Raw genomic sequence first — 23,214 nt, 5'->3', positions numbered from 1 at the left:
TTGAAACTGCTGATTCTCGATCGTGACGGGGTGATCAACTACGACTCCGACGCCTACATCAAGACGCTGGAAGAATGGGTTCCGATCCCCGGATCGATCGAGGCCATCGCGCAGTTGAGCAAGGCTGGCTGGACGGTGGCGGTGGCCACCAACCAGTCCGGCATCGCCCGTGGCTACTACCCACTCGACACCTTGCACGCCATGCATGCGCGCTTGCGCGAACTGGTGGCAGCGCAGGGTGGCGAAGTCGGGCTGATCGTGTACTGCCCGCACGGGCCGGATGAAGGCTGCGATTGCCGCAAACCCAAGCCCGGCATGCTGCGAACCATCGCCGAACATTACCAGGTGCCTCTGCAAGGTATCTGGTTCGTGGGCGACAGTTCGGGTGATCTGCAAGCGGCCTTGGCCGTCGGTGCGCAACCCGTGCTGGTGAAAACCGGCAAGGGTGAGCGAACCCTGGCTAAAGGGGTTGCAGACAACACGCTGATTTTCGACGATCTGGCGGCTATCGCCAGTCAACTTATTTAAACGATGCCCCTGATGGGGCGTTTTTTCCCAGGCGGGCCTGACCCGCAACGGTACTTGCCACTATGTCGATCCTGCAGGCGATCAGAGTCTTTCTTTTTTACCTGCTGCTGGGCACCAGTTCGCTGCTGTGGTGCTCGCTGAGCTTTTTTGTCGCTCCGTTCTTGTCGTTTCCCAAGCGCTACAGATTCATCAACGTCTACTGGTGTCGTTGCGCAATTTTCCTGACGCGCACGATTTTGGGCATCGATTACAAGATCACCGGCGCTGAAAACGTACCCAGCGAGCCCTGCGTGATCCTGTCCAACCACCAGAGCACCTGGGAGACGTTCTTCCTCTCCCAGTACTTTTCGCCCCTTAGCCAAGTGCTCAAGCGTGAGCTGCTCTATGTGCCGTTCTTCGGTTGGGCAATGGCCATGCTGCGTCCGATCGCGATCAACCGCGACAACCCGAAGGAAGCGTTGCGCCAGGTGGCGAGCAAGGGTGATGAACTGCTCAAGCAGAAAACCTGGGTGCTGATCTTTCCGGAGGGCACCCGGGTGCCGTTTGGCACCGTGGGCAAATTCTCCCGCGGCGGTACGGCGCTGGCGGTCAACGCTGGCCTGCCGGTTCTGCCAATTGCTCACAACGCCGGCAAGTTCTGGCCAAAGACTGGCTGGGGCAAGCGCGCCGGCACCATCGAGGTCGTGATTGGCCAGCCAATGTACGCCGAAGGCACAGGACCGCGGGCGATTGCCGAGCTCAATGATCGCGCGGCAGCCTGGAACGAAGCCACTCAGCGCGCGCTGGGGTCGCTGCCACCCATTGACGAGACGGTGGCGCAGAAGATCGCCTGAGCATCTGTGGATAAGTTGTGAGCAGTTTTTTGATAACGTGTCGGGAATCACTTCTAAGCATTTGAAATAACTACATATTTCTCTGTACTGAATTTTCTCGAAAAACGTGCATAAGTTTTTCTACGGCATAAAAAAACCGGCGCTTAAGCCGGTTTTTTTATGCCTGCTTTCAGACTTTGTCGATGTCGACGTCCTTGGTTTCCTTCAGGCAGAAAATCCCCACGATCAGGCTGATCCCGGTCACCAGCACCGGATACCACAGGCCGTAGAAGATATCGCCGGTGTAAACGACCAAGGCAAACGACACAGTCGGCAGGAAGCCCCCGAACCAGCCGTTACCGATGTGATAGGGCAGGGACATGGAGGTATAGCGGATACGGGTGGGGAACAGCTCGACCATTACTGCAGCCAGTGGCCCATAGGTCATGGTCGCGATCAGGATCATGGCAACGATCAACACCACCACCATGACCTGGTTGACCTGCCCCGGATCAGCCTTGGCCGGGTACCCAGCCTGTTCGATAGCCGCGCGCATTGCGCTCTCGTCGAAGCCATTGATCGACTTGTCACCGATGTTCACCACGACTTCGCTACCGGCCACGTTTACCGAACTGTAGGGCAGGCCCTGCTTGACCAGGAAGGTCTTGACCTTATCGCACGGGCTGTCGAAGCGCGCCTTGCCTACCGGGTCGAACTGGAATGTGCAGCCCTGGGGATCGGCCGTCACCACGATGGGTGCTTGACGGCTGGCAGCGTCGATCTGCGGGTTGGCATAGTGGCTCAGCGCCTTGAACATCGGGAAATACAGCACGGTAGCCAGCAGCAGACCGAGCATCAGGATCGGTTTACGGCCAATACGGTCGGACAACCAGCCGAAGAACACGAAGAACGGCGCGCCGATCACCACGCTGATGATCAACAGCGTATTGGCTTGCGCCGGATCCATCTTGAGCATCTGCGTCATGAAGAACAGCACGTAGAACTGCGCGGTGTAGAAAGTCACGGCTTGCCCGGCATTGATGCTGAACAGTGCCGTCAGCACCACCTTGAGATTGGGCCAGGAGGTGAACGATTCGCGGATCGGCGACTTGCTGATCTTGCCTTGGGCTTTCATTTTCACGAAGGCCGGAGATTCATGCATGCTCATGCGAATCCAGGTCGAGATCCCCAGCAGCACGATCGACAGCAAGAATGGCAAACGCCAGCCCCAGGTCTCGAATTCGTCGCCGGTGACATAGCGGCTACCCAGGACCACCAGCAGCGACAACAGCAGACCCAGTGTGGCCGTGGACTGGATGAAGCCTGTGTGGAACCCTCGTTTGCCTGGTGGTGCGTGTTCAGCCACATAGGTCGCGGCGCCGCCGTATTCACCGCCCAGTGCCAGCCCCTGCAGCATGCGCAATACCACCAGGATGATGGGCGCGGCGATACCGATGCTGGCATAGGTGGGCAGTAGGCCCACGGCGAAGGTCGACAGGCCCATCAGCACGATGGTGACGAGGAAGGTGTACTTGCGCCCGATCATGTCACCCAGGCGACCGAATACCAGCGCCCCGAACGGTCGCACCAGAAAGCCTGCAGCGAAAGCCATCAGGGCAAAGATGAAGGCGGTGGTGTCATTCACCCCAGCGAAGAACTGCTTGCTGATGACCGCCGCCAGCGCACCGTACAGAAAAAAGTCATACCACTCGAACACGGTACCCAATGACGACGCGAAGATGATCTTGCGCTCTTCACGCCGGCTGGATGTGCTCGACGTTGCACCCTGCTCTTGGATGTAATCCGACATCGTTGCTGTCCTCGGCCCGCAGGCCACAGTGATTATTCTTGTTGTTCCACTGTCGGCTGCTGCTGACCGCCAGCTGCCGGTGTTGCACACACCCGGGTCAGGGCGTCGGTATCGCGTCGTGGTTCAGGTAGGTCTGGGTCGCCGCTCCTTCGAGGATCAGTTGGGCCGCCTTCTCGGCGATCATGAGGGTAGGGGAACAGGTGTTGCCCGAGGTGATCTGCGGCATGATCGAGGCATCCGCCACGCGCAGGCCGGGTACGCCGTGGACGCGCAACTGGTTATCCACAACGTCCATTGCGCTATTGCCCATGCGGCAGGTGCCGACTGGATGGAAAATCGTCGTGCCGATCTTGCCTGCTGCCTCGAACAACGCCTGCTCGCTTTGCAGCGACGGGCCTGGCAAATACTCCTGCGGCCCATAGGCGGCGAGGGCAGGGGCCTGGACGATGCGCCGGGTGAGGCGAATGGCGTCGGCCGCCACGCGCAGGTCTTGAGGGTCGCTCAGGTATTTGGGGTCGATCAACGGCGCGCTGTGCATGTCGGCATCGCGAATGTCGATGCGCCCCCGACTCGCCGGCCGCAGGTTGCATACCGATGCCGTGAAAGCGGGGAACGCATGCAGCGGTTCGCCAAAACGCTCCAGCGATAGCGGCTGCACATGGTATTGCAGGTTGGGCGTGGCCTGTTCGGGGCTCGAGCGCACAAACGCGCCCAGCTGGCTCGGGGCCATGGCCAGTGGCCCGCTGCGATCATAGAGATAACGCAGCCCCATGCCCATCTTGCCCCATAGGCTGCCGGCCATCTGGTTAAGCGTGCGAGCGTTGCGAATCTGATAGATCAGCCGTAGCTGCAGGTGATCTTGCAAGTTACTGCCGACACCTGGCATATCATGCCGCACACCGATACCCAAGCGCTCGAGCAGAAGGCGCGGCCCGATACCAGAGCGCTGGAGTATGCCCGGGGAGCCTACCGCACCCGCGCAGAGGATGATCTCGCGTCGGGCGCCGAACTCATGCCATTGGCCTTGCCACAACGCCCTGACGGCGCGGGCGCGGGTGTTGCTCAACAACACCTGGTCGACCTGCACCCCGGTCAGTACCGTGAGGTTCGGGCGATCCTTGACTGGCCGTAGAAACGCCTTGGCGGCATTCCAGCGCACGCCGCTGCGCTGGTTGACCTGAAAATAGCCACAGCCCTGATTGTCGCCCGTGTTGAAATCCTCGACCTTGGCAATGCCAGTCTGCTCGGCAGCGTCACGAAACGCCTCGAGAATTGGCCAGCTGTAGCGCTGACGCTCGACGCGCCATTCACCCTCGCTGCCATGATGCTCGCAAGCGCCGGCGAAGTGATTTTCGCTGGCCTTGAACAGGGGCAAGACATCCTTCCAGGCCCAGCCCTCATTGCCCAGTTCGGCCCAGTGATCGTAATCCGCCGCCTGGCCACGCATGTAGATCATGCCGTTGATCGACGAGCAGCCACCCAGCACCTTGCCGCGCGGATAGCCCAACGCTCGGCCGTCCAGCCCTGCTTGCGCCTCGGTTTTGAAGCACCAATCGGTGCGCGGATTGTTGATGCAATACAAGTAGCCCACGGGGATGTGAATCCATGGGTAATTGTCACGCCCACCCGCTTCGAGCAATAGCACCCGGCTGGCAGGGTCGGCGGACAGACGGTTGGCCAGTAGGCAACCGGCGGGACCGGCGCCCACGACCACGTAGTCGTAGACAGAATCGGCTGATGGCATGTGCGACCTCGCGCCTGATTATTATTCTTGTCGTGTTTCATCTTAGTGAGTAATTTCGCTAATGAAACACGCGATTTCGCGCAGCCGTTGTGCGTTTTAGCACAGCATCTGAGCCGATCCGGCCATGTGTGCCTTATTGCACAGGCACATCAACCGGCCGCAACGAACTGCCAAAAAGGACAAGCATGTTCGACTGGAACGATCTGCGGTTTTTTCTCGAATTGCAGCGCAGTGGCCGGCTACTGACAGCGGCGAAGCGGCTCAATACCACCCATAGCACGGTGGCCCGGCATATCGAGAGCATCGAGAAAAGCCTGGGCACGCCACTGTTCGTGCAGCACGCCCAGGGTTACGCGCTCACGCCATCGGGCCAGGCGCTGCTCAAACATGCCGAGGCGATGGAAAATGTGGCGCTGCTGGCGCAGGAGGAAATCACCCAGGCGCTCACCCCGCTGGGCAAGATTCGCCTGGGGGTGACCGAGGGCATCGGCATCATGTTCTTCACCCCACGCATGCACGAGCTGTTCGCGCGCTATCCGGGCCTGGAAGTCGAGCTGGTGGCCGTGCCGCGCTTCGTCAGCATCCTCAATCGCGAAGCGGAGATCAGCATTCATCTGGAACGGCCCAACGCCGATCTGCTGATCACCCGCAAACTCACCGATTATCGTCTGGCGTTGTACGCAAGCCAGGAGTACCTGGACCGCGCTCCGCCGCTGCGCAACCGCGACGACCTGGCTCGCCATAGCTGGATCGGCTATGTCGACGATTTGCTGTTCAGCCAGGAGCTGCTGTTTCTCAACAGCTTCTGCCGTGCTCCGAGCGTTGCGTTTCGCAGTACCAGCGTGATCGCACAGCAGATCGCGGCGCGGGCAGGGCTGGGCATCGCCGTGCTGCCCAATTACATGGCTCGGCATGATCCGGCACTGGTGCGGGTGCTGCCCAGCGAAACCATCCAGCGCAGTTACTGGATCTGTACCCGTCGCGAACTGCACAAGTCGGTACGCCTGCGAGTGGTCTGGGACTACTTGCTGGAGCTGTGCGCGCAGGAGCAGGATGCCTTGCTAGCGCCATAGCACCTTGGCCGCCAACAATAGCGCTGCGGTCCAGCCCGCCAGCGCGAACAGTTGCTGCAAGCGGGGGCCGGCGATCCTGCTGGTCCAAGGCCTGGCCAGCAGCAACCCGACTACCGCCCCAAGGGCGAAAGGCCCACCGATCCACCAGTGCAACAGGCCACTGACGCTGGCGCTGACCACGCTGCCAGCCGAAACCAAGGCGATGACTGCAAGCGACGTCGCCACGATGCTTTCCATGCGCAGGTTGGTGTAGCGGTTCAATGCTGGAATGATGACGAAACCGCCTCCCACCCCTAGCAGGCCCGAGAGCAACCCAGACACCGCACCCGTCAACGCCAGTGCACGCGCACATGGCAAGGTCCAGCGTAGGCGGCCTTGCAGGGGATTGAGCACGCAGGGCTCGATGAACCGATGCGCACTGTCATGCTCACCGCGTAACGCTTTGGCAGCCTTACGCCAGGTGCGTAGGCATGCGTAGCCCAACACACCTGCGAACAGCAACGCCAGCGGCGCATTCGGCAAACGATGGGCGAGCAGCAAACCGAGCGGCGCGGCTGCCACACCGATGGCGGCAATGAACAACGCAGCGCGGTAACGCACTCGACCTTCGCGCAAGCCCAGCACAGCGCCGACCCCAGCAGCCAGCCCTACGGCCAGCAGGCCGATCGGGGCGGCTTCGACCATCGAAAGGCCCAGGCCGAACACCAGCAGCGGCACAGCCAGGATGCCACCGCCCGCGCCGGTCAGCGCCAGTACCGCACCGATGATGGCACCCAGTGCTGCGCCCAGTAGCTGATGCTCGATCACTCAGCGCCCTCGGCCCGCAGGGGTTTCGGTCGCGCCAGCCACTCACGACCTTTGAGCATCGCTTGCCAATAGAGCGCAGGCAGCACGCGCGCCTTGAGCAGCCATGCCAGGCGGGTGGGTTGACGGCCGTCGAGCAGCCAGCCCGGAAAACTCGGCGCCAACGTGCCGCCGTAGGTGAATTCAGCCAGGACGATCTTGCCCCGCTCAACGGTCAATGGGCACGAACCATAACCGTCGTAATGCGCAAGCGTTGGCAACCGGCCCAATGCCACCAGCACATTGTTGGCCACCACCGGCGCCTGCTTGCGTGCAGCCGCGGCGGTCTTGGCGTTGCTGGTATTGGCCACATCGCCCAAGGCATGGATGTTGTCGAAGCGCCGGTGGCGCAGGGTATGGGGGTCGACATCGACCCAGCCGGTCGCATCTGCCAACGCACTCTGGGCAATGAAGTCTGGCGCGACTTGCGGCGGTACCACGTGCAGCATGTCGAATGCTTCAGTGCGGTGCTCGACGCTCCCGTCTGGCAAATTACAGGCGAAGGTAGCGGTGCGATTCGCTCCATCCACCGCTACCAGACGCTGACTGAACCTCAGATCTACAGCGTACTTGTCGATGTAGCTCATCAAGGCGGGTACGTACTCGGACACCCCGAACAGCACGTTGCCGGCAGTGCAGAAGCTGGCCTTGACCTGGCCAAGCCTCCCGTTTTGCCGCCAGTAATCGCACGCCAGGTACAGCGCCTTTTGCGGGGCACCCGCGCATTTGATCGGCATGGGCGGTTGGGTGAACAGTGCCCGCCCTTGCTTGAGGCTCCGCACAAGCTGCCACGTGTAGGGCGCCAGGTCGTAGCGGTAGTTCGAGGTCACACCATTGCGGCCCAAGGTCTGGGCAAGGCCATCGATGGCCTGCCAGTCGAGCTTCAGCCCTGGGCACACCACCAATTGCTCATAGCTGATGGCGCGGCCGCCTGCGAGCAGGACTGTTTGACCTGACGGATCGAACCCCTGCACGTGCGCCTGGATCCAGCGCACACCTCGGGGAATGACCGATTGCATGGGTCGGGCTGTGCTTGGCGCCTGAAACACGCCTGCGCCGACCATGGTCCAGCCTGGCTGGTAATAGTGCACATCGGCAGGGTCGATCAGCGCGATGTCGAGCGAGGGGTCGCGGGCGATGAGGCTCGCAGCAGTGGCGATGCCGGCAGCACCGGCACCGACGATGACCACCTTGTGGTGGTCGTGATTGGCAGGCATGGCAGATCTCTCGAGTGATGGGGCCGAAGCATTCAGAGTTTGTTGAGGGGTATCTTCAGATAACTGACACCATTCTCTTCAGGCTCGGGCAGTTGTCCGCCGCGCATGTTCACCTGCACCGATGGCAACAGGAGCAGGGGCATGTCCAGCGTCTTGTCGCGGGCCTCGCGCATGCTGACGAAGCTGTCTTCGTCTATGCCATGGCGGACGTGAATGTTGCTGGCGCGTTGTTCGGCCACGGTGGTGAGGTAGCGCAGGGGCCGCCCACCAGGCAGGTAGTCATGGCACATGAACAGTTGGGTGCGGTCTGGAAATGCCAGAAGCCGAAGGATCGACCTGTACAGCGTGCGCGCATCGGCACCAGGGAAGTCGCAACGCGCGGTGCCGTAGTCTGGCATGAAGAGGGTATCGCCAACGAACAACGCCTGCTCCCCGGCGTCCTCCACCAGGTAGCTCATGCACGCTGGAGTGTGACCTGGCGTATGCAGCGCCCGAGCTCGCAGGTTGCCGATGCGGAACCCTTCTTCGTCTTCGAACAAGACGTCGAACTGGCTGCCATTGCGCGCGAAGCCAGCTTCGGCATTGAACAGCGCCCTGAAGACTTTCTGTACCTGGGTAATGTTCGCGCCTATGGCGATGCTCCCGCCAAGCTTGGCCTTGAGATAGGCCGCTGCCGAAAGGTGATCAGCGTGAACATGGGTTTCCAACAGCCACTGTACCTTGGCGCCCAGTGCAGTGACACGTTCGACAAGCCGATCGGCGGAAACGCTGGAGGTGCGTCCAGACTTGGGGTCATAGTCCAGCACGCTGTCCACCAAGGCACAGTGTCGGGTTTGTTGGTCCATCAGCAGATAGCTGACGGTCGAGGTTGCCTCGTCATAGAAGGCGTCCACGTGAAGGTTAGTACCGATGATCATCACGTTCTCCATAGATCCGCTGCGCCGTAAACAGCCGCAGCAGTGGGAAGGGCTCATCAAGATGTATGCCAGGCCGGAAACACTACTGTGCAGGGGCTTTTACTGCCCTTGGACCTCTGCAGAAGCAGAAAACGGCAGTCAGCTTGGCAGTGGGCTGTCAGTCAATGGCAGTGTTTGGCAGTCCTTGGTACGCTGCCTGAGGTTCATCCACCGGTGTCGTCATGCTCGAAGCTCATCCACTCATCCTAGCCCTGGTGTCCTACCTGGAGCACGACGCCGTACCCACGATCGTGCTGGACACTGATTACAACATCCTGGCGGCCAATGCGGCTTACCGTCGCCAGTTTGGCCGTGACGAACAGGCACCGCTGGGCGAGAAATGTCACCGCGTTTCCCACCACTACGCCGTACCTTGCGACCAGGCCGGGGAGGACTGCCCGATGCGCAAGGCGTGGCAAAGCAAGGTGCCCGAGCGCGTGTTGCACATCCATCACACCCCACGCGGGCCGGAACATGTCGATGTGGAGCTTCGCCCAATTCTCGATCAACAGGGTAGGGTGGTGGCGTTCGTCGAGCGTCTCAGCCGCATTACGCTGGCCTCGGCACAACCCCAGCAGCAAGGTCTGGTCGGACGAGCGCCGGCCTTCAAGACCGCTCTGGCCAGCCTCCAGCGCGCAGCGCCGTCGCAGATACCGGTGTTGTTGCAGGGCGAGTCCGGCACCGGTAAGGAATTGTTCGCCCGGGCCATCCACATGGGGAGCACGCGAGCCACCGGGCCGTTGGTGATCGTCGACTGCACCGGGCTGACCGAATCACTTTTTGAAAGCGAGCTGTTTGGTTACGAGAAGGGTGCATTCACCGGTGCCACGCAACGCAAGATAGGCCTGGCCGAAGCAGCACATGGCGGCACACTGTTCCTTGATGAGATCGGTGAGGTGCCGCTGCCAATGCAGGTGAAACTGCTGCGTCTGATCGAGTCAGGCAGTTTCCGGCCGGTAGGTAGCCTAAGGACGGTACATTCCGACTTCCGCCTGGTTTCAGCTACGCACAAGCCGCTGAAGCGAATGGTGAGCGATGGGACATTCCGCGAAGACTTGTACTACCGCATCAGCGCGTTTCCCATTCACCTGCCGGCCTTGCGCGAGCGGGTGGATGATCTGCCGTTGCTGGCTGAAACCCTGCTACACAGGATGACCGGCGAACCGGCGCCAAGCCTGTCCCACGCCGCGCTGCAACAACTGAAGCTGCACAGCTTTCCAGGAAACATTCGCGAGCTGCGCAACATCCTCGACAGGGCGCAGCTATTCGCCGATGACGGCTTGATCCGTCCCGAGCATCTGCCCGAAGACATCAGTCCGGCGCAGCGCGGGAAAGATGTTCAGCGCAGAAAAGGTAGCGACTTGAGCGAACTTGCAGAGGCGCTGGAGCGCTTCAACGGTTCACGCAGCGAGCTGGCTCGCCACTTGGGTTTGAGTGAGCGGACACTCTATCGTCGCTTGAAAGCGTTGGGTCTATGACGCCTATGCGCGAGTAACTGAAGAAGCGAAACTCCCTCTCGCGCCAATGCGTTCCACGTGGAACATTCCGCTTTTGGCCAAGCATCAGCGACCACCGCTGATGCTCATAAAAAAGCCCGCTAACGCGGGCTTGAGTTGAGCGGCTTGATTAGCACTCGCTGTGTAGGTTCACAAAATAGGTGATAGGCCAGACCCCGTGAAATTGGAATCTTCGCCATTTTTTTTGTGAAATGAAGGGGTGCTTTTCACAGAAAAGCCGAGAAATCCCTACTCACCAATCACAAAAGTTGATTGGCCTGGAAAGGGCCGTTTACGACCGACGCGTGACTTTTCGGTAAGGGATGAGGAGTAGTCGCAGCGATCCTTTAGCTCCTAGTCTGGCGACCTTGGGTTCAGAATCCGACTGGCAATGCCCGCCGTCACTACTTCAGAGGAACCAGCTTCCTCTGCTGCCAAAATTGCGGGGGGCTCATGCTGGTACCCAGGCCCGACAAATGCGCAGTTGCAGCCCTCAATTGCAAGGCTATCCAAAGCGGCACGCGTGTCAATCAAGATCTGATGCATGACGATGGCCGGCCTCACGGAGGTGAAACCGGAGATTCAGATTGACTAAACCGACCCCGTAGACACCAACCTCCACGAAGGCCGCTATCGACCCAAAGCTGTCCTTCAAGAAAGGCAGCTAACGGCGAGAAGCGGTCATTTTGTATCTACAGGTTTCGGGGCGATTCACTCGTCTGATGCTCAGGAGCACCAGGATGGGCGTCAAGGAGGTGGTCATCTTGAGGTGGACTATGCTGACCAGTTGCTCTCAAATCTAATCGTGAGGTCCTCCATGGCAAACCCCAATCTGCTGGCTCTATTCAGAGATGAAGTCCTTCTGACCGGGCCTGAAAGCTCCCTTCCAAGCAACCTATCTCAGTTCTGGCTTGAGGAGCTCCAGAGTCATCTGGAGAGGTATTTCGACGGTTTGAACTCGGATTCAGATGCAGAAGAGAAGGATCTCGACATCTCTCTCCCACTCGCAGCGATCATCCACATCTTGTTCGCGAAGAATGGTGGGGAGGAGATATCCGAGAGCTCTGAAAAGCTGTACGAGTATTTCCAAGACTACCGGCTCGAACTGGCCCTTGAAGAGATCACGCGAAAGACTCATGTGGCTGCCGAGGCTGCAACCATTGAGACCATCTTCACCAACCGAGATGTCCTGGTGGAACAAGGCCCCCTTCTTCAATAGGTACCTCCACCGATGCCATCGCCGGCGGGCACGCTCCGAGGCATTGATGGAATGCATTTTGACGGCTGCCGAGATCAGCGAATGAAAGAAATTGCTGCGCCGATGTTCGATCTAATCGCTTTGTCGCTTCCACGAGGGTTGGGGTTTGGGGACAGCCCGCCAGTAGGGGCATGGCTTAGTGAGGACGGAATTTCTTGTGCCGCTCTAACCCGAAATATCCATTCCGGCAGCTTCGGAATTGTCACCTTGCGGCGTCGTGTCGATAGCGTGTGGGTGCTCCTCAGCCATAGTGAGCGCACCACTGGCGAGTCTGAAGCCCGCGCCTCAATCAGCCATTTTCTCTATACCCAAGCCCATCCGCTTCCACTCCCTTCAGGTGAACGACGACGTGCTCCTCTAAGCAGAATGGGTAAGCGCACACCAAGCGTGGTGTTCAAATCACTATTTGATCCAAGCCGCCGTATTGGGGCGTGGGCGCTGAATCAACTGTATCTCGCACTGCCATCCCCAGACAGAAATTGGGTTCCCGATTGCCAGACTGAGAATTTTCACACCCGCCTCTGGGAAGCCCACCTATTAGCGATTTTTCGTGAACAGGGACTCTTGGTCACCCAGCCTAAAGAATCACCCGATTTTCACATCGAGAATAGGCTGGGAGATGAGGCCTGGGTTGAAGCAGTGACAGCCAACCCGGAAGAGCGGTATGAGCATTTTGGCGCCTCGCCGGTCCCCCCACCCGCTGACCGACATGAGCGTTTCTTAGGAGCGGCTGCAGAAAGGTTTGCGAGGACCATCCAAAACAAATTGGACAAGCGTTACGAATCCCTACCGCACGTGGAGGGTAAGCCGCTCATTCTGGCCTTAGCCGATTTCCATGCGCCCAGTTCAATGCTGTGGAGCAGGGAGTCGCTCATCAGCTATCTCTATGGCTTTGCAGTTCACTCATCTGCGCATCGTGGTACGCACCTGATAACTGTGGAGGAAGAGACATCTCTGCTATCAGGGCGCCCCAACGGCCTATTTACGCTAATGGAAAATGCCCATCTTTCAGCGGTCATTTTCACCAATGCCTGCACAGTGCCAAAGCTCAGCCGAGTGCCGATCTCAGGTGGAGCTCATCTAGACGGGTACCGATACTTGCGGTTTGGTGAGTTTTTCGACCGTTCTCCGGGAGCATCACGAGGTATCCCATTTCTGTTGGATGTAGCGTCCAGCGACTACGGTCAGCTCTGGCCGCAATATGGCTACGAGCCGTGGTCTGCTGAAGTGGAGGTATTCCATAACCCTATGGCACTATACCCGGTGCCTAATGAGTTGATACCAGAAGTCACCCACTGGAGAGAAGTAAACGGAAGAGTCGAGTGCGAATCTTTCTTTGATGTATCCATACTCCGATCCAGAACACTCGTCCTCAGTGCAAACGCTAAGGTTCCGTCACTCGATGAGTTGCTGACAGCAGCCAGTCCTCCAGAGCTCTGACGGCGGCGGGGTGGCCGCATCGTTGCCACGCAGGTAGATGAGAATTTCTCAGCAAGCTACCCAGCCAGGGGAAGGACATGAGATCCCCTGCGCAATTCAGGACCGTTGAAGCGTCACCTCTCTTCGGGTAAAAGCATGACCGTCATACAACGCTACAACAGCGTCATACCCGAGAGCATAGGAAGAAAAATGTCGATCCAAGGACTAAAACGATACTTTGGAAACAAGATTCACGCAGTGATAATGATGGCCCCGCTTAAGCGGGAAATGATACGCCTCGGCATATGCACCCTTATGGCGATTATTCTGAATATCATCTTGTATACCGGCGTTGAAGTAGACGGCACCATCAAGCCGTGGGCAGAAACCCCGATAAAACTGTTTGCATCGTCGATGTTATTCGCCTTCATGATCAAGGCTTTTCTGCCAGTTCTCGGCTGGACGATACTGAAAGCAATGCTGTTGAGTGCGAACAATGCCTTCAGCGGCATACTGAGTTTTTTGGGCAATCAGTTCACAGGCGTCATGTACTGTACCGGAATTATTATGGGTTCTATCACGATTAAATTGTATATGGTTTCCGGGGTTTTAGACTCTGAGTTTGCTTATCTGTCCGCAATCGTATTTGCTTCCGGGGTTTTATATTTCTATGTGCTGCAATGCGCCATTCAAAAAACAATGAGTCCGGCCCTGCGTACACCAGCAGTACCGCGTTAAACCACTAGGCTGTGACTATTCATCTCTGGTGCTCAGTAGGCGCTCGCTCTGCTGAACCCTCACCCATACACAACCATTAATGGACTGGCCCGCCTTCGACTTTATGAAGAAGGCGAGCGAGCACGTGACTGATTGCGCATGTATTCCGAGATGAGACTTTCGAAATTGATGTCCGCCTCCTCAACGAGAATATTGACGTGACAGTACAGCTCTTCAGGACCTCTGAGATAATTGAAAATCCTTGATCTAACGATGCCGCAAACCCCTTCTTTGACCGCCGTAGAGGGGAGGTTGATAACATCGCCAACGCACGGGATAAGAGCTAGGCCATGGTCGCTGTTGAAGACAATGTCAGCTGGACAGGCATCAATGCTGGCATCGGATTGTCCTTGCGAAACCTGCTGATAATCAATGCTATACCTCATGTACAGCCTACCTCATTTGTTGAGTGAGGAATCAGCGCCGCGGATCGTAAACAGAAACCTCAAGTTCGCAAGCGACGGGAGCATGTAGCGGATTTTCGGTACTAGAGAGCTTGGCAACTATCGTTTTTCAAGCACATACCCTACGCCCCGAAGCGTATGTATCAGTTTGGTCTCGAAAGGGTCATCTATCTTGGCTCTGAGTCTTCGAATCGACACCTCTACAACGTTTGTGTCGCAGTCAAAATTCATATCCCAAACCTGCGAAATAATTTGGGTGCGGCTCAGCACCACACCGGTATTACGCATCAGGTAATGCAGTAACGCGAATTCTTTCGTGGTCAGGTCAATGCGCTGACCGTCCCTGAATGCCCTGTGCCGGCTCTGATCAAGCTCCAGGTCAGCGACGCGAATGACCTCTACGGATGCAGGGTGATCTGACCTGCGCATCAAGGCGCGAACCCGGGCCAGCAGCTCAGGGAACTCAAATGGCTTGATCAGGTAGTCATCTGCTCCGTTCTCCAGCCCCCGGACCTTATCCGCCAGCCGGCTTCTCGCCGTCAGCATCATGATACGGGAAGGGCAGTTTTTACGACGCAACAACTCAAGGACCTGCCAACCGTCCATCTCTGGCAGATTTATATCCAGGATAATCAGCTCATATTCGTGCTGCTTAGCCAAGAATAATCCATCTGACCCGGTGTGGACGCAATCTACGACATAGCCACATTCCGTCAGACCTTGACGCACATACTCCGCAGTTTTTACTTCATCCTCAATTACCAGAATTCGCATGGGATTTTGTCTCGATATCACTGAGCAATTAACCGCGCACGCGCGCCGGCATTATTGAAAGGGATGGTAAATCAAAATGAGCGTGCCGGGGCTCAAATGACGGATTTGTAATTTCTAGGTAATACAGTTGATAGTCTGGCGGTATATCTTGTCGCGGTTTGGGTTTGACAGTTGCGGGCCCTCTCTCCAGCAGGTGATTTGACCTTATGAAGTATTGGGTTATTTTCTTCTTTGTGCTGGCTTCGTTCCGCTCAGATGACGGCGAGGTCGCTCACATTGAAGAGACTGGTCATTGGTGTAGTCATGAACTTCACCGGCATGCGATGCGTACAATCGAACGCCTACTTGAATTTTAGGCAAAAAAAGGCGCCCAATGGGCGCCAAATATCCACCTTTTACCAAAGGAGCACTTAAGCCACTCAAGGTGAATTCGTAATGCTCGTTTTACTAATAGGACCAGTTAATGAATAACTGGTCCAGTTAGCGAATTACAGAATCGAAAGCGGGTACTCAATGATCACACGGGTTTCATCCAGATCCGATTCGAATGCAGTGGCACGTGTGGTTGCCTGGCGCAACCGGAAGGACAGATCTTTTGCTGGACCGGTTTGGACAACGTATTTGACTTCGACGTCACGCTCCCAACGCTTCTGATTGTCGAGCGGGTTGCCGTTGTCATCAGTGCGCATGTAGAACTGGTTAGCGTTCGAGTAATCCGCGCCCGAGCCTCTGGCGTAGCGGGTCATGAACGTCAGGCCTGGAATGCCGTAGCTGGTGAAGTTCAGGTCATAGCGCAGCATCCAGGAACGCTCTTTCGGCGAGTTGAAGTCGCTGTACTGGATGGAGTTGTCGACGAAAATCGAGTCCGACTGACGCAGGTAGTCAAAATCGTCGTCGCCGTTGTTGCGCTGGTGCGACAGGGCTAGGGTATGGGCACCGTAACGCACGCCGACCTTGGCACTCCAGATGTTGTTGTCGAATTCACCCAGGCGCTTCTTACCTTCATCTACGGCTTTGTAGTAGTTGAAGCCACCGATCAGCGCCAGATCGTCGCTCAGCGGGTAAACCACGCTGGTGCCGGCGTAGTACTGATTCCAGACGTCTTTCAGCTGGCTGGCGTAGACGCTCACAGTCCAGTTGTCGTTGATCGAGTAGTCACCGCCACCGTAACCGATCCATGGCGAGTTGACCGGGCCGCCGTAGAACGTCACGAAGTTGTCGTTCAGGTTGCTTGAGACCGGCTGGCTCATCGCATGCAGACGACCACCCTGCAGGGTGAGGCCTTGGATGCTGGTGTTCTCAACGGTCACGCCGCGGAAGCTTTCTGGCAGCAGGCGAGAGTCGCCGGATGCAACGACCGGAGTCGATGGGAAAACATCACCTACTTTCACGATGGTATCGAACAAGCGGACTTTGGCTGCGCCGCCGACCTTGGTGTATTCGTCGCGAGCTTCGCCCTTGTTATCAACGGGTAGCACGTCGAAGGAGCTACGGCCGCCGTTGCGCCCATCACCGGTGTCGAGCTTGAGGCCGATCATGGCGAAGGCATCAACGCCAAAGCCAACGGTTCCCTGGGTAAACCCAGAGTTGAATTTGCTGATGATCGCGTGCGCCCAGGCTTCGGAGTAGCCGTTGGTGTTGCCCTTGCCACTGTTATAAGTGGGGGCAGTGCTGTCGCGGTTATCACGGTTGAAGTAGAAGTTACGGTTCAGCACTGTAAGGCTGCTGCCTTCAATGAAGCCTTCTGGCTTGTCTTCTGCCTGTGCCGAAATAGCATAGCTTCCAGACAGCGCAGAAACTGCCGCCAAATACAGTGGTACTTTGATTTTCATCCGATGCTCCTTTGATTCACGGCAGTTTTTATTATGTTTACCGGCGCGGGTGTCGTTAATTGTTCTGACCAGGCGGCGCGCCTAGCGTAGCGCGAGCTCATATTTGCAGGCCGAAGATAACGGGGGGGTGATAGGAAAATTACAATTTCGTCATCTACCTGTTGTTCGGGCCTTCGCACCGCGTGTTTGCCATCTCCGTTGCTTGTAACGAAATCATCGTGTCGGGTTTGGTTTCCCAGTATTTTCGGGCATTACAGGACATTCTTACGGAATTGTAATTTTCTAGCCACCCCTCTGATAGCTACCGCTCATTAGAGTGCCATCACCTAATCAAGTGGGGCTTGGCAGCTGTTTCGGCGTTCTCGCCAAGCTTTATCGAAGTTTGTGCACGAGGACCATCAAAGTGCCCCGGTATAACCGCAATGTCTTACCCAAGACCCCCGTCTCGCCCTGGAAGATCGCTGCACTCTGTGCAGTCATCTCTGGGTTGATGGCGCCTGCAGCCCTTGCCCAAAGCATCAGCTTGCCCCAGGCGCTTTCGACGGCCATGGATGCCAACCCAGACCTGGCCGCGGCCAGGCAAGAAATTGGGATCGCTGATGGTGCTCGCAAGCAGGCCGGGCTTATCCCCAACCCCACAATCTCGTATGACGTGGAAGACACCCGTCGTAACACCAGCCAGACGACTGTCTCTCTCAGCCAGACCCTTGAGCTGGGCGGTAAGCGGGGGGCTCGTGTTGACGTCGCCACATACGGGCAGACCGCCGCACAGCTTGAGTTAGACCGTCGCGTTAACGGCCTGCGTGCAGATGTCGTCCAAGCCTTTTACGCCGCGTTGCGGGCCCAGACAGGTCTCGACCTGGCCAAGCAATCTCTCGAACTGACTGAGCGCGGTCTTCGCATCGTCGATGGCCGTGTTCGCGCAGGTAAGTCGTCCCCAGTGGAGGCGACCCGCGCTCAAGTGCAACTGGCCGAAGCCCAGCTGCAAGTTCGACGTGCAGAAACGGAAAAAGCGACCGCTTACCAACAGCTCGCTCAAATTACCGGGAGCTCAGTCACCGTGTTTGATCGACTCGAATCGCCAACCCTCTCCCCGGGCTTGCCACCTCGCACTGAAGATCTGCTGGCTAAGCTCGACCAAACAGCAGAAATGCGTCAGGCCGTGGTGCAGATAGACAAGAGCGATGCCTCGCTCGGCTCAGAGAAAGCTCAGCGTATCCCGAACCTTACTGTCAGTGTAGGTAGCCAGTACGACCGCTCTGTGCGCGAGCGGGTCAACACTGTGGGCCTGTCTATGCCTTTGCCGCTGTTCGATCGTAACCAGGGCAACATTCTTTCCGCTTCTCGTCGTGCAGATCAGGCCCGGGACCAGCGCAATGCTGTTGAGCTGCGCCTGCGCACCGAAACCCAAACCGCGTTGAACCAATGGTCCACCGCCATGCAGGAGGTCGAGTCCTACGACAAGACCATTCTGCCTTCAGCCCAACAAGCCGTAGAGACCGCAACCCGCGGCTTCGAGATGGGCAAATTCGGTTTCATCGAAGTGCTGGATGCCCAGCGCACCTTGATCGTCGCTCGTGGCCAATACCTCGAATCGTTGGCAGCGGCGACCAATGCGCGTGCGCAGGTGGAAAGGGTTTATGGCGAAGTCGGCTCAACCGCCGGCACTCGCTGAACGGGCCAAACATTTTCTTCGGCACACAGCCTTGAACAAGCCGGTGCCTACGATCAGCAGGAGTAGCAATGGATAACAAACGCAAGATCGCCCTCGCGGTAGCCGCTGTGGCAGCCCTCGGATTTGGCAGCCTTGCCTGGAACAACAGTTCCGGACAGCAGGCCGCCAGTACTGCCGAGCATGGCGCTAACGATGGCCATGGCGACGAAAAGAAAGCCGCATCTGCCGCCAAAGAGGAAGGTGATGAGGGCCATGGTGAAGAAGGCCACAGCGAAGAGGGCGGTGAAGAAGAGGGCAAGCTGACGCTCAGCGCTGAACAGATCAAGGCCGCTGGTGTTGCCCTGGAAGCTGCAGCGCCTCGTGACCTCGGTACCGTCGTGAGCTTCCCTGGCGAAATTCGCTTCGACGAAGATCGTACTGCCCACGTGGTTCCTCGTGTTCCTGGCGTTGTTGAGGCTGTCCAGGCCAACCTGGGCGAGACGGTCAAGAAAGGGCAAGTCCTCGCGGTAATCGCCAGCCAGCAGATCTCTGACCTGCGCAGCGAACAACAGGCCGCACAGCGTCGCGTCGAACTGGCGCGTGTGACCTTCGAACGTGAGAAGCAACTGTGGCAGGACAAGATCTCTGCAGAGCAAGACTACCTCCAAGCACGCCAAGCGCTGCAAGAAGCGGAGATCTCCTTGGCCAACGCCAAGCAGAAGGTCGGCGCAATCGGTGCCTCGGTTAACTCCGTTGGCGGTAATCGTTACGAGCTCCGCGCTCCCTTCGACGCCGTGGTAGTGGAGAAACACCTGACCGTCGGCGAAGTCGTCAGCGAGGCGACCAACGCCTTCATCCTTTCCGACCTGAATCAGGTCTGGGCGACCTTCGCAGTTCCGCCGACAGATCTGGGCAAGGTCACGACTGGCCGTGCAGTGAAAGTCTCTTCGCCTGACATGAACGTCGAGGTCGAAGGGAAGGTGGGTTATGTCGGCAGCCTGCTGGGCGAGCAAAACCGTGCAGCTACTGTCCGCGTCACCTTGACCAACCCCAACGGCGCCTGGCGTCCAGGCCTGTTCGTAAACATTGCGGTCACCTCCCAGACCGATCGAGTTGCCGTAGCGGTCCCTGAGCACGCTGTGCAGACCGTTGAAGACAAACCTTCGGTATTCGTACGCACCCCAGATGGCTTTGACACCCGCCCGGTAAAACTGGGTCGCCGCGACAATGGGTACGTGGAAATCATCGACGGTATTGAAGCCGGCGCCCAGGTAGCAACCAGTGGCAGCTTCACACTCAAGTCCGAGCTCGGCAAAGCTTCTGCCGAACACGGTCACTGATGCGAACTGACAGGATGATTTCTCATGTTTGAACGTATCATCAGATTCGCCATCGAGCAGCGCATCGTAGTAATGATCGCCGTTCTGATCATGGCGGGTATCGGTATCTACAGCTATCAAAAGCTGCCCATCGATGCGGTACCCGATATCACCAACGTCCAGGTGCAGATCAACACTGCAGCGCCTGGTTACTCGCCCTTGGAAACCGAACAACGGATCACGTTTCCAGTTGAAACGGCCATGGCCGGTCTCCCGGGCCTTCAGCAGACCCGTTCCCTGTCTCGCTCTGGCCTGTCTCAGGTCACCGTGATCTTCAAGGATGGCACTGACATCTTCTTTGCCCGCCAGTTGATCAACGAGCGGCTGCAGGTTGCGAAGGAACAGCTGCCAGAAGGTGTAGAGGCCGTCATGGGTCCGGTATCTACCGGCCTCGGCGAGATCTTCCTGTGGACTGTTGAAGCCGAAGATGGCGCGGTCAAAGAGGACGGTACGCCGTACACCCCGACCGACCTGCGCGTGATCCAGGACTGGATCATCAAGCCTCAGCTGCGTAACGTCCCGGGTGTGGCCGAGATCAATACCATCGGCGGTTATGCCAAGCAGTTCCTGGTTGCGCCGGATCCAAAGCGCCTGGCTACCTACAAGCTGACACTCAATGACCTGGTCGCAGCGTTGGAAAGTAACAACGCCAACGTCGGTGCCGGCTACATCGAGCGTAATGGTGAACAGTTGCTCATCCGTGCACCGGGTCAGGTAGGCAATATCGAAGACATCGCCAACATCGTGATCACCAGTGTGGATGGTGCACCGATTCGCATCAGCAGCGTTGCTGACGTCAGCATCGGTAAAGAGCTCCGTACAGGTGCTGCTACTGAGAACGGCCGCGAAGTCGTGCTCGGTACCGTGTTCATGCTGATTGGTGAAAACAGCCGCACCGTATCTCAAGCTGTCGCCGCCAAATTGGCGGACATCAACCGCACCCTGCCAAAGGGCGTGGTGGCTGTGACTGTTTACGACCGTACCAACCTGGTTGAAAAAGCCATCGCGACGGTGAAGAAGAACCTGGTGGAAGGCGCGATCCTGGTTATCGCCATTCTGTTCCTGTTCCTCGGCAACATCCGTGCGGCTCTGATCACCGCGATGGTGATTCCGCTGTCCATGCTGTTCACCTTCACAGGCATGTTCAACAACAAGGTCAGTGCCAACTTAATGAGTTTGGGGGCACTCGACTTCGGCATCATCGTCGACGGTGCCGTGGTTATTGTAGAAAACGCGATCCGTCGACTGGCTCATGCGCAACATAAGCATGGCCGCATGCTCACCAAAACCGAACGCTTCCACGAGGTCTTTGCCGCGGCGCGAGAAGCTCGCCGGCCGCTGATCTTCGGTCAGCTGATCATCATGGTGGTGTACCTGCCGATCTTCGCCCTCACCGGCGTCGAAGGCAAAATGTTCCACCCGATGGCCTTCACCGTTGTGATGGCGCTGCTGGGTGCAATGGTCCTGTCCGTTACCTTTGTTCCTGCAGCTATTGCCATGTTCGTCACTGGCAAGGTGAAGGAAGAGGAAGGCGTGGTCATGCGCACAGCTCGACTGCGCTATGAACCGGTTCTGCAATGGGTGCTGGGACATCGGAACATCGCTTTCTCGGCCGCAGTAGCCTTGGTCGTGCTCAGTGGTTTGCTGGCAAGTCGTATGGGTAGCGAGTTCATCCCAAGCCTCAGTGAGGGTGACTTTGCGATGCAGGCCATGCGTGTGCCTGGAACGAGCCTCACTCAATCTGTCGAGATGCAGCAGCGTCTGGAGAAAGCGGTGATTGCGCAGGTGCCTGAAGTTGAGCGGATGTTCGCACGCTCGGGTACCGCAGAAATTGCATCTGACCCGATGCCGCCGAACGCCTCTGACGCCTACATCATGCTCAAGCCTCAGGATCAGTGGCCTAACCCGAAGAAGCCTCGTGATGAGCTGATTGCTGAAGTGCAGAAGGCCGCAGCGGGTGTTCCAGGAAGCAACTACGAGTTGTCGCAGCCAATCCAACTGCGTTTCAACGAGCTGATTTCGGGCGTGCGTAGTGACGTCGCTGTGAAAGTCTTCGGCGATGACATGGACGTGCTCAACAACACCGCCAACAAGATCGCGGCAGCGCTCAAAGCGGTCCCGGGCTCATCGGAAGTGAAAGTTGAGCAGACATCCGGCCTGCCGGTGCTGACCATCAACATTGACCGCGAAAAAGCAGCACGCTACGGCCTGAACATCGCGGATGTTCAGAACTCGATCGCTATCGCCGTGGGTGGCCGTCAGGCCGGCACGCTGTATGAGGGCGACCGTCGGTTCGACATGGTAGTACGCCTACCAGAGACCGTTCGCACCGACGTAGCGGGTATGTCCAGCTTGCTGATCCCGGTACCTGCCAATGCGGCACAGGGTGCCAATCAGATCGGCTTCATCCCGCTGTCCCAGGTCGCCAATCTGGACCTGCAACTGGGCCCGAACCAAATCAGCCGCGAGAACGGCAAACGTCTGGTTATCGTCAGCGCCAACGTTCGAGGCCGCGATCTGGGGTCCTTCGTTGAGGAGGCGACCGCATCGCTGGACAAGAAGGTGCAAATCCCTGCGGGCTACTGGACGACTTGGGGGGGCCAGTTCGAGCAGCTGCAGTCGGCTGCCAAACGCCTGCAGATCGTTGTTCCAGTCGCCTTGCTGCTGGTCATGACCTTGTTGTTCCTGATGTTCAACAACCTGAAGGACGGCATGCTGGTCTTCACCGGTATTCCATTCGCACTCACCGGTGGTGTTGTGGCGTTGTGGCTGCGGGACATCCCACTGTCGATCTCGGCAGGTGTCGGCTTCATTGCACTGTCCGGCGTTGCAGTACTGAACGGCCTGGTGATGATTGCCTTCATCCGCGGGCTAAGGGAGGAGGGACGAACGCTCAGACAGGCAGTCGATGAAGGTGCATTGACCCGTCTGCGACCTGTTCTGATGACAGCCTTGGTAGCGTCCCTGGGCTTCATCCCGATGGCTTTGGCCACCGGCACCGGTGCCGAAGTTCAGCGGCCATTGGCGACGGTGGTGATTGGCGGGATCCTGTCCTCCACCGCACTGACCTTGCTGGTACTGCCTGCCCTGTATCACTGGGCACACCGCAAGGATGAAGACGGCGACGAGGCCGAAGTGGTTAGCTAACAGCCTCCGCTAAAGAGAAGCCCACAACACGTGTTGTGGGCTTTTTTGTTTAAAGTGAAGTAGATGCACTTACCTTTCAAAATTGTAAGTT

At 57.8% G+C, this 23,214-nt stretch carries 18 protein-coding genes; 10 read left to right on the top strand and 8 right to left on the bottom strand.

What is annotated here, in order from left to right; genetic code table 11:
- Both gmhB and ACLEJW_RS07830 read left to right on the top strand, forming a co-directional pair.
- On the top strand, positions 1 to 528 hold the full coding sequence (gene gmhB / locus ACLEJW_RS07835; protein WP_145184691.1) for a D-glycero-beta-D-manno-heptose 1,7-bisphosphate 7-phosphatase: 528 nt from the start codon (positions 1 to 3) through the stop codon (positions 526 to 528).
- Positions 529 to 590: 62 nt separating this feature from the next.
- On the top strand, positions 591 to 1,361 hold the full coding sequence (locus ACLEJW_RS07830; protein ID WP_145184688.1) for a lysophospholipid acyltransferase family protein: 771 nt from the start codon (positions 591 to 593) through the stop codon (positions 1,359 to 1,361).
- 169 nt (positions 1,362 to 1,530) lie between these two features.
- Here ACLEJW_RS07830 and ACLEJW_RS07825 read toward each other — a convergent pair whose 3' ends face one another.
- Positions 1,531 to 3,150 carry an MFS transporter gene (locus ACLEJW_RS07825; protein WP_145184686.1) on the bottom strand — a complete coding sequence of 540 codons (1,620 nt, stop codon included), beginning with the start codon at positions 3,148 to 3,150 and terminating at the stop codon, positions 1,531 to 1,533.
- A 97-nt stretch (positions 3,151 to 3,247) separates the two neighbouring features.
- On the bottom strand, positions 3,248 to 4,894 hold the full coding sequence (locus ACLEJW_RS07820) for a GMC family oxidoreductase (RefSeq protein ID WP_313303111.1): 1,647 nt from the start codon (positions 4,892 to 4,894) through the stop codon (positions 3,248 to 3,250).
- Between the two features lie 185 nt (positions 4,895 to 5,079).
- Here ACLEJW_RS07820 and ACLEJW_RS07815 point away from each other — a divergent pair, with 185 nt between their 5' ends.
- A complete protein-coding gene (locus tag ACLEJW_RS07815) occupies positions 5,080 to 5,967 on the top strand; it encodes a LysR family transcriptional regulator (protein ID WP_145184682.1) in 888 nt (295 codons plus the stop codon).
- Here the strand turns inward: ACLEJW_RS07815 and ACLEJW_RS07810 are convergent.
- From ACLEJW_RS07810 to ACLEJW_RS07800, 3 genes are read right to left on the bottom strand one after another with little or no spacing between them, the layout of a single operon-like run.
- Positions 5,956 to 6,774, bottom strand: coding sequence for a sulfite exporter TauE/SafE family protein (locus ACLEJW_RS07810; protein ID WP_313303114.1), 819 nt, complete (start codon positions 6,772 to 6,774; stop codon positions 5,956 to 5,958). The two genes, ACLEJW_RS07815 and ACLEJW_RS07810, sit on opposite strands and share 12 nt — an antisense overlap.
- The gene (locus tag ACLEJW_RS07805) at positions 6,771 to 8,027 is read right to left on the bottom strand and encodes an NAD(P)/FAD-dependent oxidoreductase (RefSeq protein WP_145184678.1); all 1,257 of its coding nucleotides are present in this window, start codon (positions 8,025 to 8,027) and stop codon (positions 6,771 to 6,773) included. The genes ACLEJW_RS07810 and ACLEJW_RS07805 overlap by 4 nt, the downstream gene beginning before the upstream one ends.
- A gap of 32 nt (positions 8,028 to 8,059) precedes the next feature.
- Complete coding sequence (locus ACLEJW_RS07800; RefSeq protein WP_313303021.1) at positions 8,060 to 8,944, bottom strand: MBL fold metallo-hydrolase; 885 nt, start codon at positions 8,942 to 8,944, stop codon at positions 8,060 to 8,062.
- 221 nt (positions 8,945 to 9,165) lie between these two features.
- Between ACLEJW_RS07800 and ACLEJW_RS07795 the strand changes: the two genes are divergently transcribed.
- From ACLEJW_RS07795 to ACLEJW_RS07780, 4 genes are all read left to right on the top strand, one after another.
- A complete protein-coding gene (locus tag ACLEJW_RS07795; protein WP_145184674.1) occupies positions 9,166 to 10,461 on the top strand; it encodes a sigma-54 interaction domain-containing protein in 1,296 nt (431 codons plus the stop codon).
- Positions 10,462 to 11,296: 835 nt separating this feature from the next.
- Positions 11,297 to 11,698: a hypothetical protein gene (locus ACLEJW_RS07790; RefSeq protein ID WP_012269857.1), complete on the top strand. Its 402-nt coding sequence runs from the start codon at positions 11,297 to 11,299 to the stop codon at positions 11,696 to 11,698.
- 81 nt (positions 11,699 to 11,779) lie between these two features.
- On the top strand, positions 11,780 to 13,177 hold the full coding sequence (locus tag ACLEJW_RS07785) for a hypothetical protein (RefSeq protein WP_224765890.1): 1,398 nt from the start codon (positions 11,780 to 11,782) through the stop codon (positions 13,175 to 13,177).
- A gap of 189 nt (positions 13,178 to 13,366) precedes the next feature.
- Positions 13,367 to 13,894 (top strand): hypothetical protein, encoded by a 528-nt coding sequence (locus tag ACLEJW_RS07780; RefSeq protein ID WP_012269855.1) that lies wholly within the window; start codon positions 13,367 to 13,369, stop codon positions 13,892 to 13,894.
- Positions 13,895 to 13,995: 101 nt separating this feature from the next.
- Here ACLEJW_RS07780 and ACLEJW_RS07775 read toward each other — a convergent pair whose 3' ends face one another.
- The 3 genes from ACLEJW_RS07775 to ACLEJW_RS07765 form a co-directional block, all read right to left on the bottom strand.
- On the bottom strand, positions 13,996 to 14,319 hold the full coding sequence (locus ACLEJW_RS07775) for a hypothetical protein (RefSeq protein ID WP_010951457.1): 324 nt from the start codon (positions 14,317 to 14,319) through the stop codon (positions 13,996 to 13,998).
- Between the two features lie 117 nt (positions 14,320 to 14,436).
- On the bottom strand, positions 14,437 to 15,111 hold the full coding sequence (locus ACLEJW_RS07770; protein ID WP_003253420.1) for a heavy metal response regulator transcription factor: 675 nt from the start codon (positions 15,109 to 15,111) through the stop codon (positions 14,437 to 14,439).
- Between the two features lie 488 nt (positions 15,112 to 15,599).
- A complete protein-coding gene (locus ACLEJW_RS07765; RefSeq protein ID WP_003253422.1) occupies positions 15,600 to 16,943 on the bottom strand; it encodes an OprD family porin in 1,344 nt (447 codons plus the stop codon).
- A gap of 403 nt (positions 16,944 to 17,346) precedes the next feature.
- Between ACLEJW_RS07765 and ACLEJW_RS07760 the strand changes: the two genes are divergently transcribed.
- From ACLEJW_RS07760 to ACLEJW_RS07750, 3 genes are all read left to right on the top strand, one after another.
- Complete coding sequence (locus ACLEJW_RS07760; protein WP_010951456.1) at positions 17,347 to 18,618, top strand: TolC family protein; 1,272 nt, start codon at positions 17,347 to 17,349, stop codon at positions 18,616 to 18,618.
- Between the two features lie 68 nt (positions 18,619 to 18,686).
- The gene (locus tag ACLEJW_RS07755; RefSeq protein ID WP_010951455.1) at positions 18,687 to 19,937 is read left to right on the top strand and encodes an efflux RND transporter periplasmic adaptor subunit; all 1,251 of its coding nucleotides are present in this window, start codon (positions 18,687 to 18,689) and stop codon (positions 19,935 to 19,937) included.
- Between the two features lie 24 nt (positions 19,938 to 19,961).
- The gene (locus tag ACLEJW_RS07750) at positions 19,962 to 23,123 is read left to right on the top strand and encodes a CusA/CzcA family heavy metal efflux RND transporter (RefSeq protein ID WP_010951454.1); all 3,162 of its coding nucleotides are present in this window, start codon (positions 19,962 to 19,964) and stop codon (positions 23,121 to 23,123) included.
- Positions 23,124 to 23,214: the final 91 nt, after the last annotated feature.

The organism is Pseudomonas sp. SMSB3, from assembly GCF_052041965.1.
In the GTDB taxonomy this organism is placed as follows: Bacteria; Pseudomonadota; Gammaproteobacteria; order Pseudomonadales; family Pseudomonadaceae; genus Aquipseudomonas.
This window is presented reverse-complemented; position numbering and strand designations above follow the sequence as displayed.

Bases quoted from the DNA above. Each gene is read 5' to 3' on its own strand.
- ACLEJW_RS07830 (WP_145184688.1), top strand. From the start codon at position 591: ATGTCGATCCTGCAGGCGATCAGAGTCTTTCTTTTTTACCTGCTGCTG.
- ACLEJW_RS07825 (WP_145184686.1), bottom strand. From the start codon at position 3,150: ATGTCGGATTACATCCAAGAGCAGGGTGCAACGTCGAGCACATCCAGC.
- ACLEJW_RS07820 (WP_313303111.1), bottom strand. From the start codon at position 4,894: ATGCCATCAGCCGATTCTGTCTACGACTACGTGGTCGTGGGCGCCGGT.
- ACLEJW_RS07815 (WP_145184682.1), top strand. From the start codon at position 5,080: ATGTTCGACTGGAACGATCTGCGGTTTTTTCTCGAATTGCAGCGCAGT.
- ACLEJW_RS07805 (WP_145184678.1), bottom strand. From the start codon at position 8,027: ATGCCTGCCAATCACGACCACCACAAGGTGGTCATCGTCGGTGCCGGT.
- ACLEJW_RS07800 (WP_313303021.1), bottom strand. From the start codon at position 8,944: ATGATCATCGGTACTAACCTTCACGTGGACGCCTTCTATGACGAGGCA.
- ACLEJW_RS07795 (WP_145184674.1), top strand. From the start codon at position 9,166: ATGCTCGAAGCTCATCCACTCATCCTAGCCCTGGTGTCCTACCTGGAG.
- ACLEJW_RS07790 (WP_012269857.1), top strand. From the start codon at position 11,297: ATGGCAAACCCCAATCTGCTGGCTCTATTCAGAGATGAAGTCCTTCTG.
- ACLEJW_RS07785 (WP_224765890.1), top strand. From the start codon at position 11,780: ATGAAAGAAATTGCTGCGCCGATGTTCGATCTAATCGCTTTGTCGCTT.
- ACLEJW_RS07780 (WP_012269855.1), top strand. From the start codon at position 13,367: ATGTCGATCCAAGGACTAAAACGATACTTTGGAAACAAGATTCACGCA.
- ACLEJW_RS07775 (WP_010951457.1), bottom strand. From the start codon at position 14,319: ATGAGGTATAGCATTGATTATCAGCAGGTTTCGCAAGGACAATCCGAT.
- ACLEJW_RS07770 (WP_003253420.1), bottom strand. From the start codon at position 15,111: ATGCGAATTCTGGTAATTGAGGATGAAGTAAAAACTGCGGAGTATGTG.
- ACLEJW_RS07765 (WP_003253422.1), bottom strand. From the start codon at position 16,943: ATGAAAATCAAAGTACCACTGTATTTGGCGGCAGTTTCTGCGCTGTCT.
- ACLEJW_RS07755 (WP_010951455.1), top strand. From the start codon at position 18,687: ATGGATAACAAACGCAAGATCGCCCTCGCGGTAGCCGCTGTGGCAGCC.
- ACLEJW_RS07750 (WP_010951454.1), top strand. From the start codon at position 19,962: ATGTTTGAACGTATCATCAGATTCGCCATCGAGCAGCGCATCGTAGTA.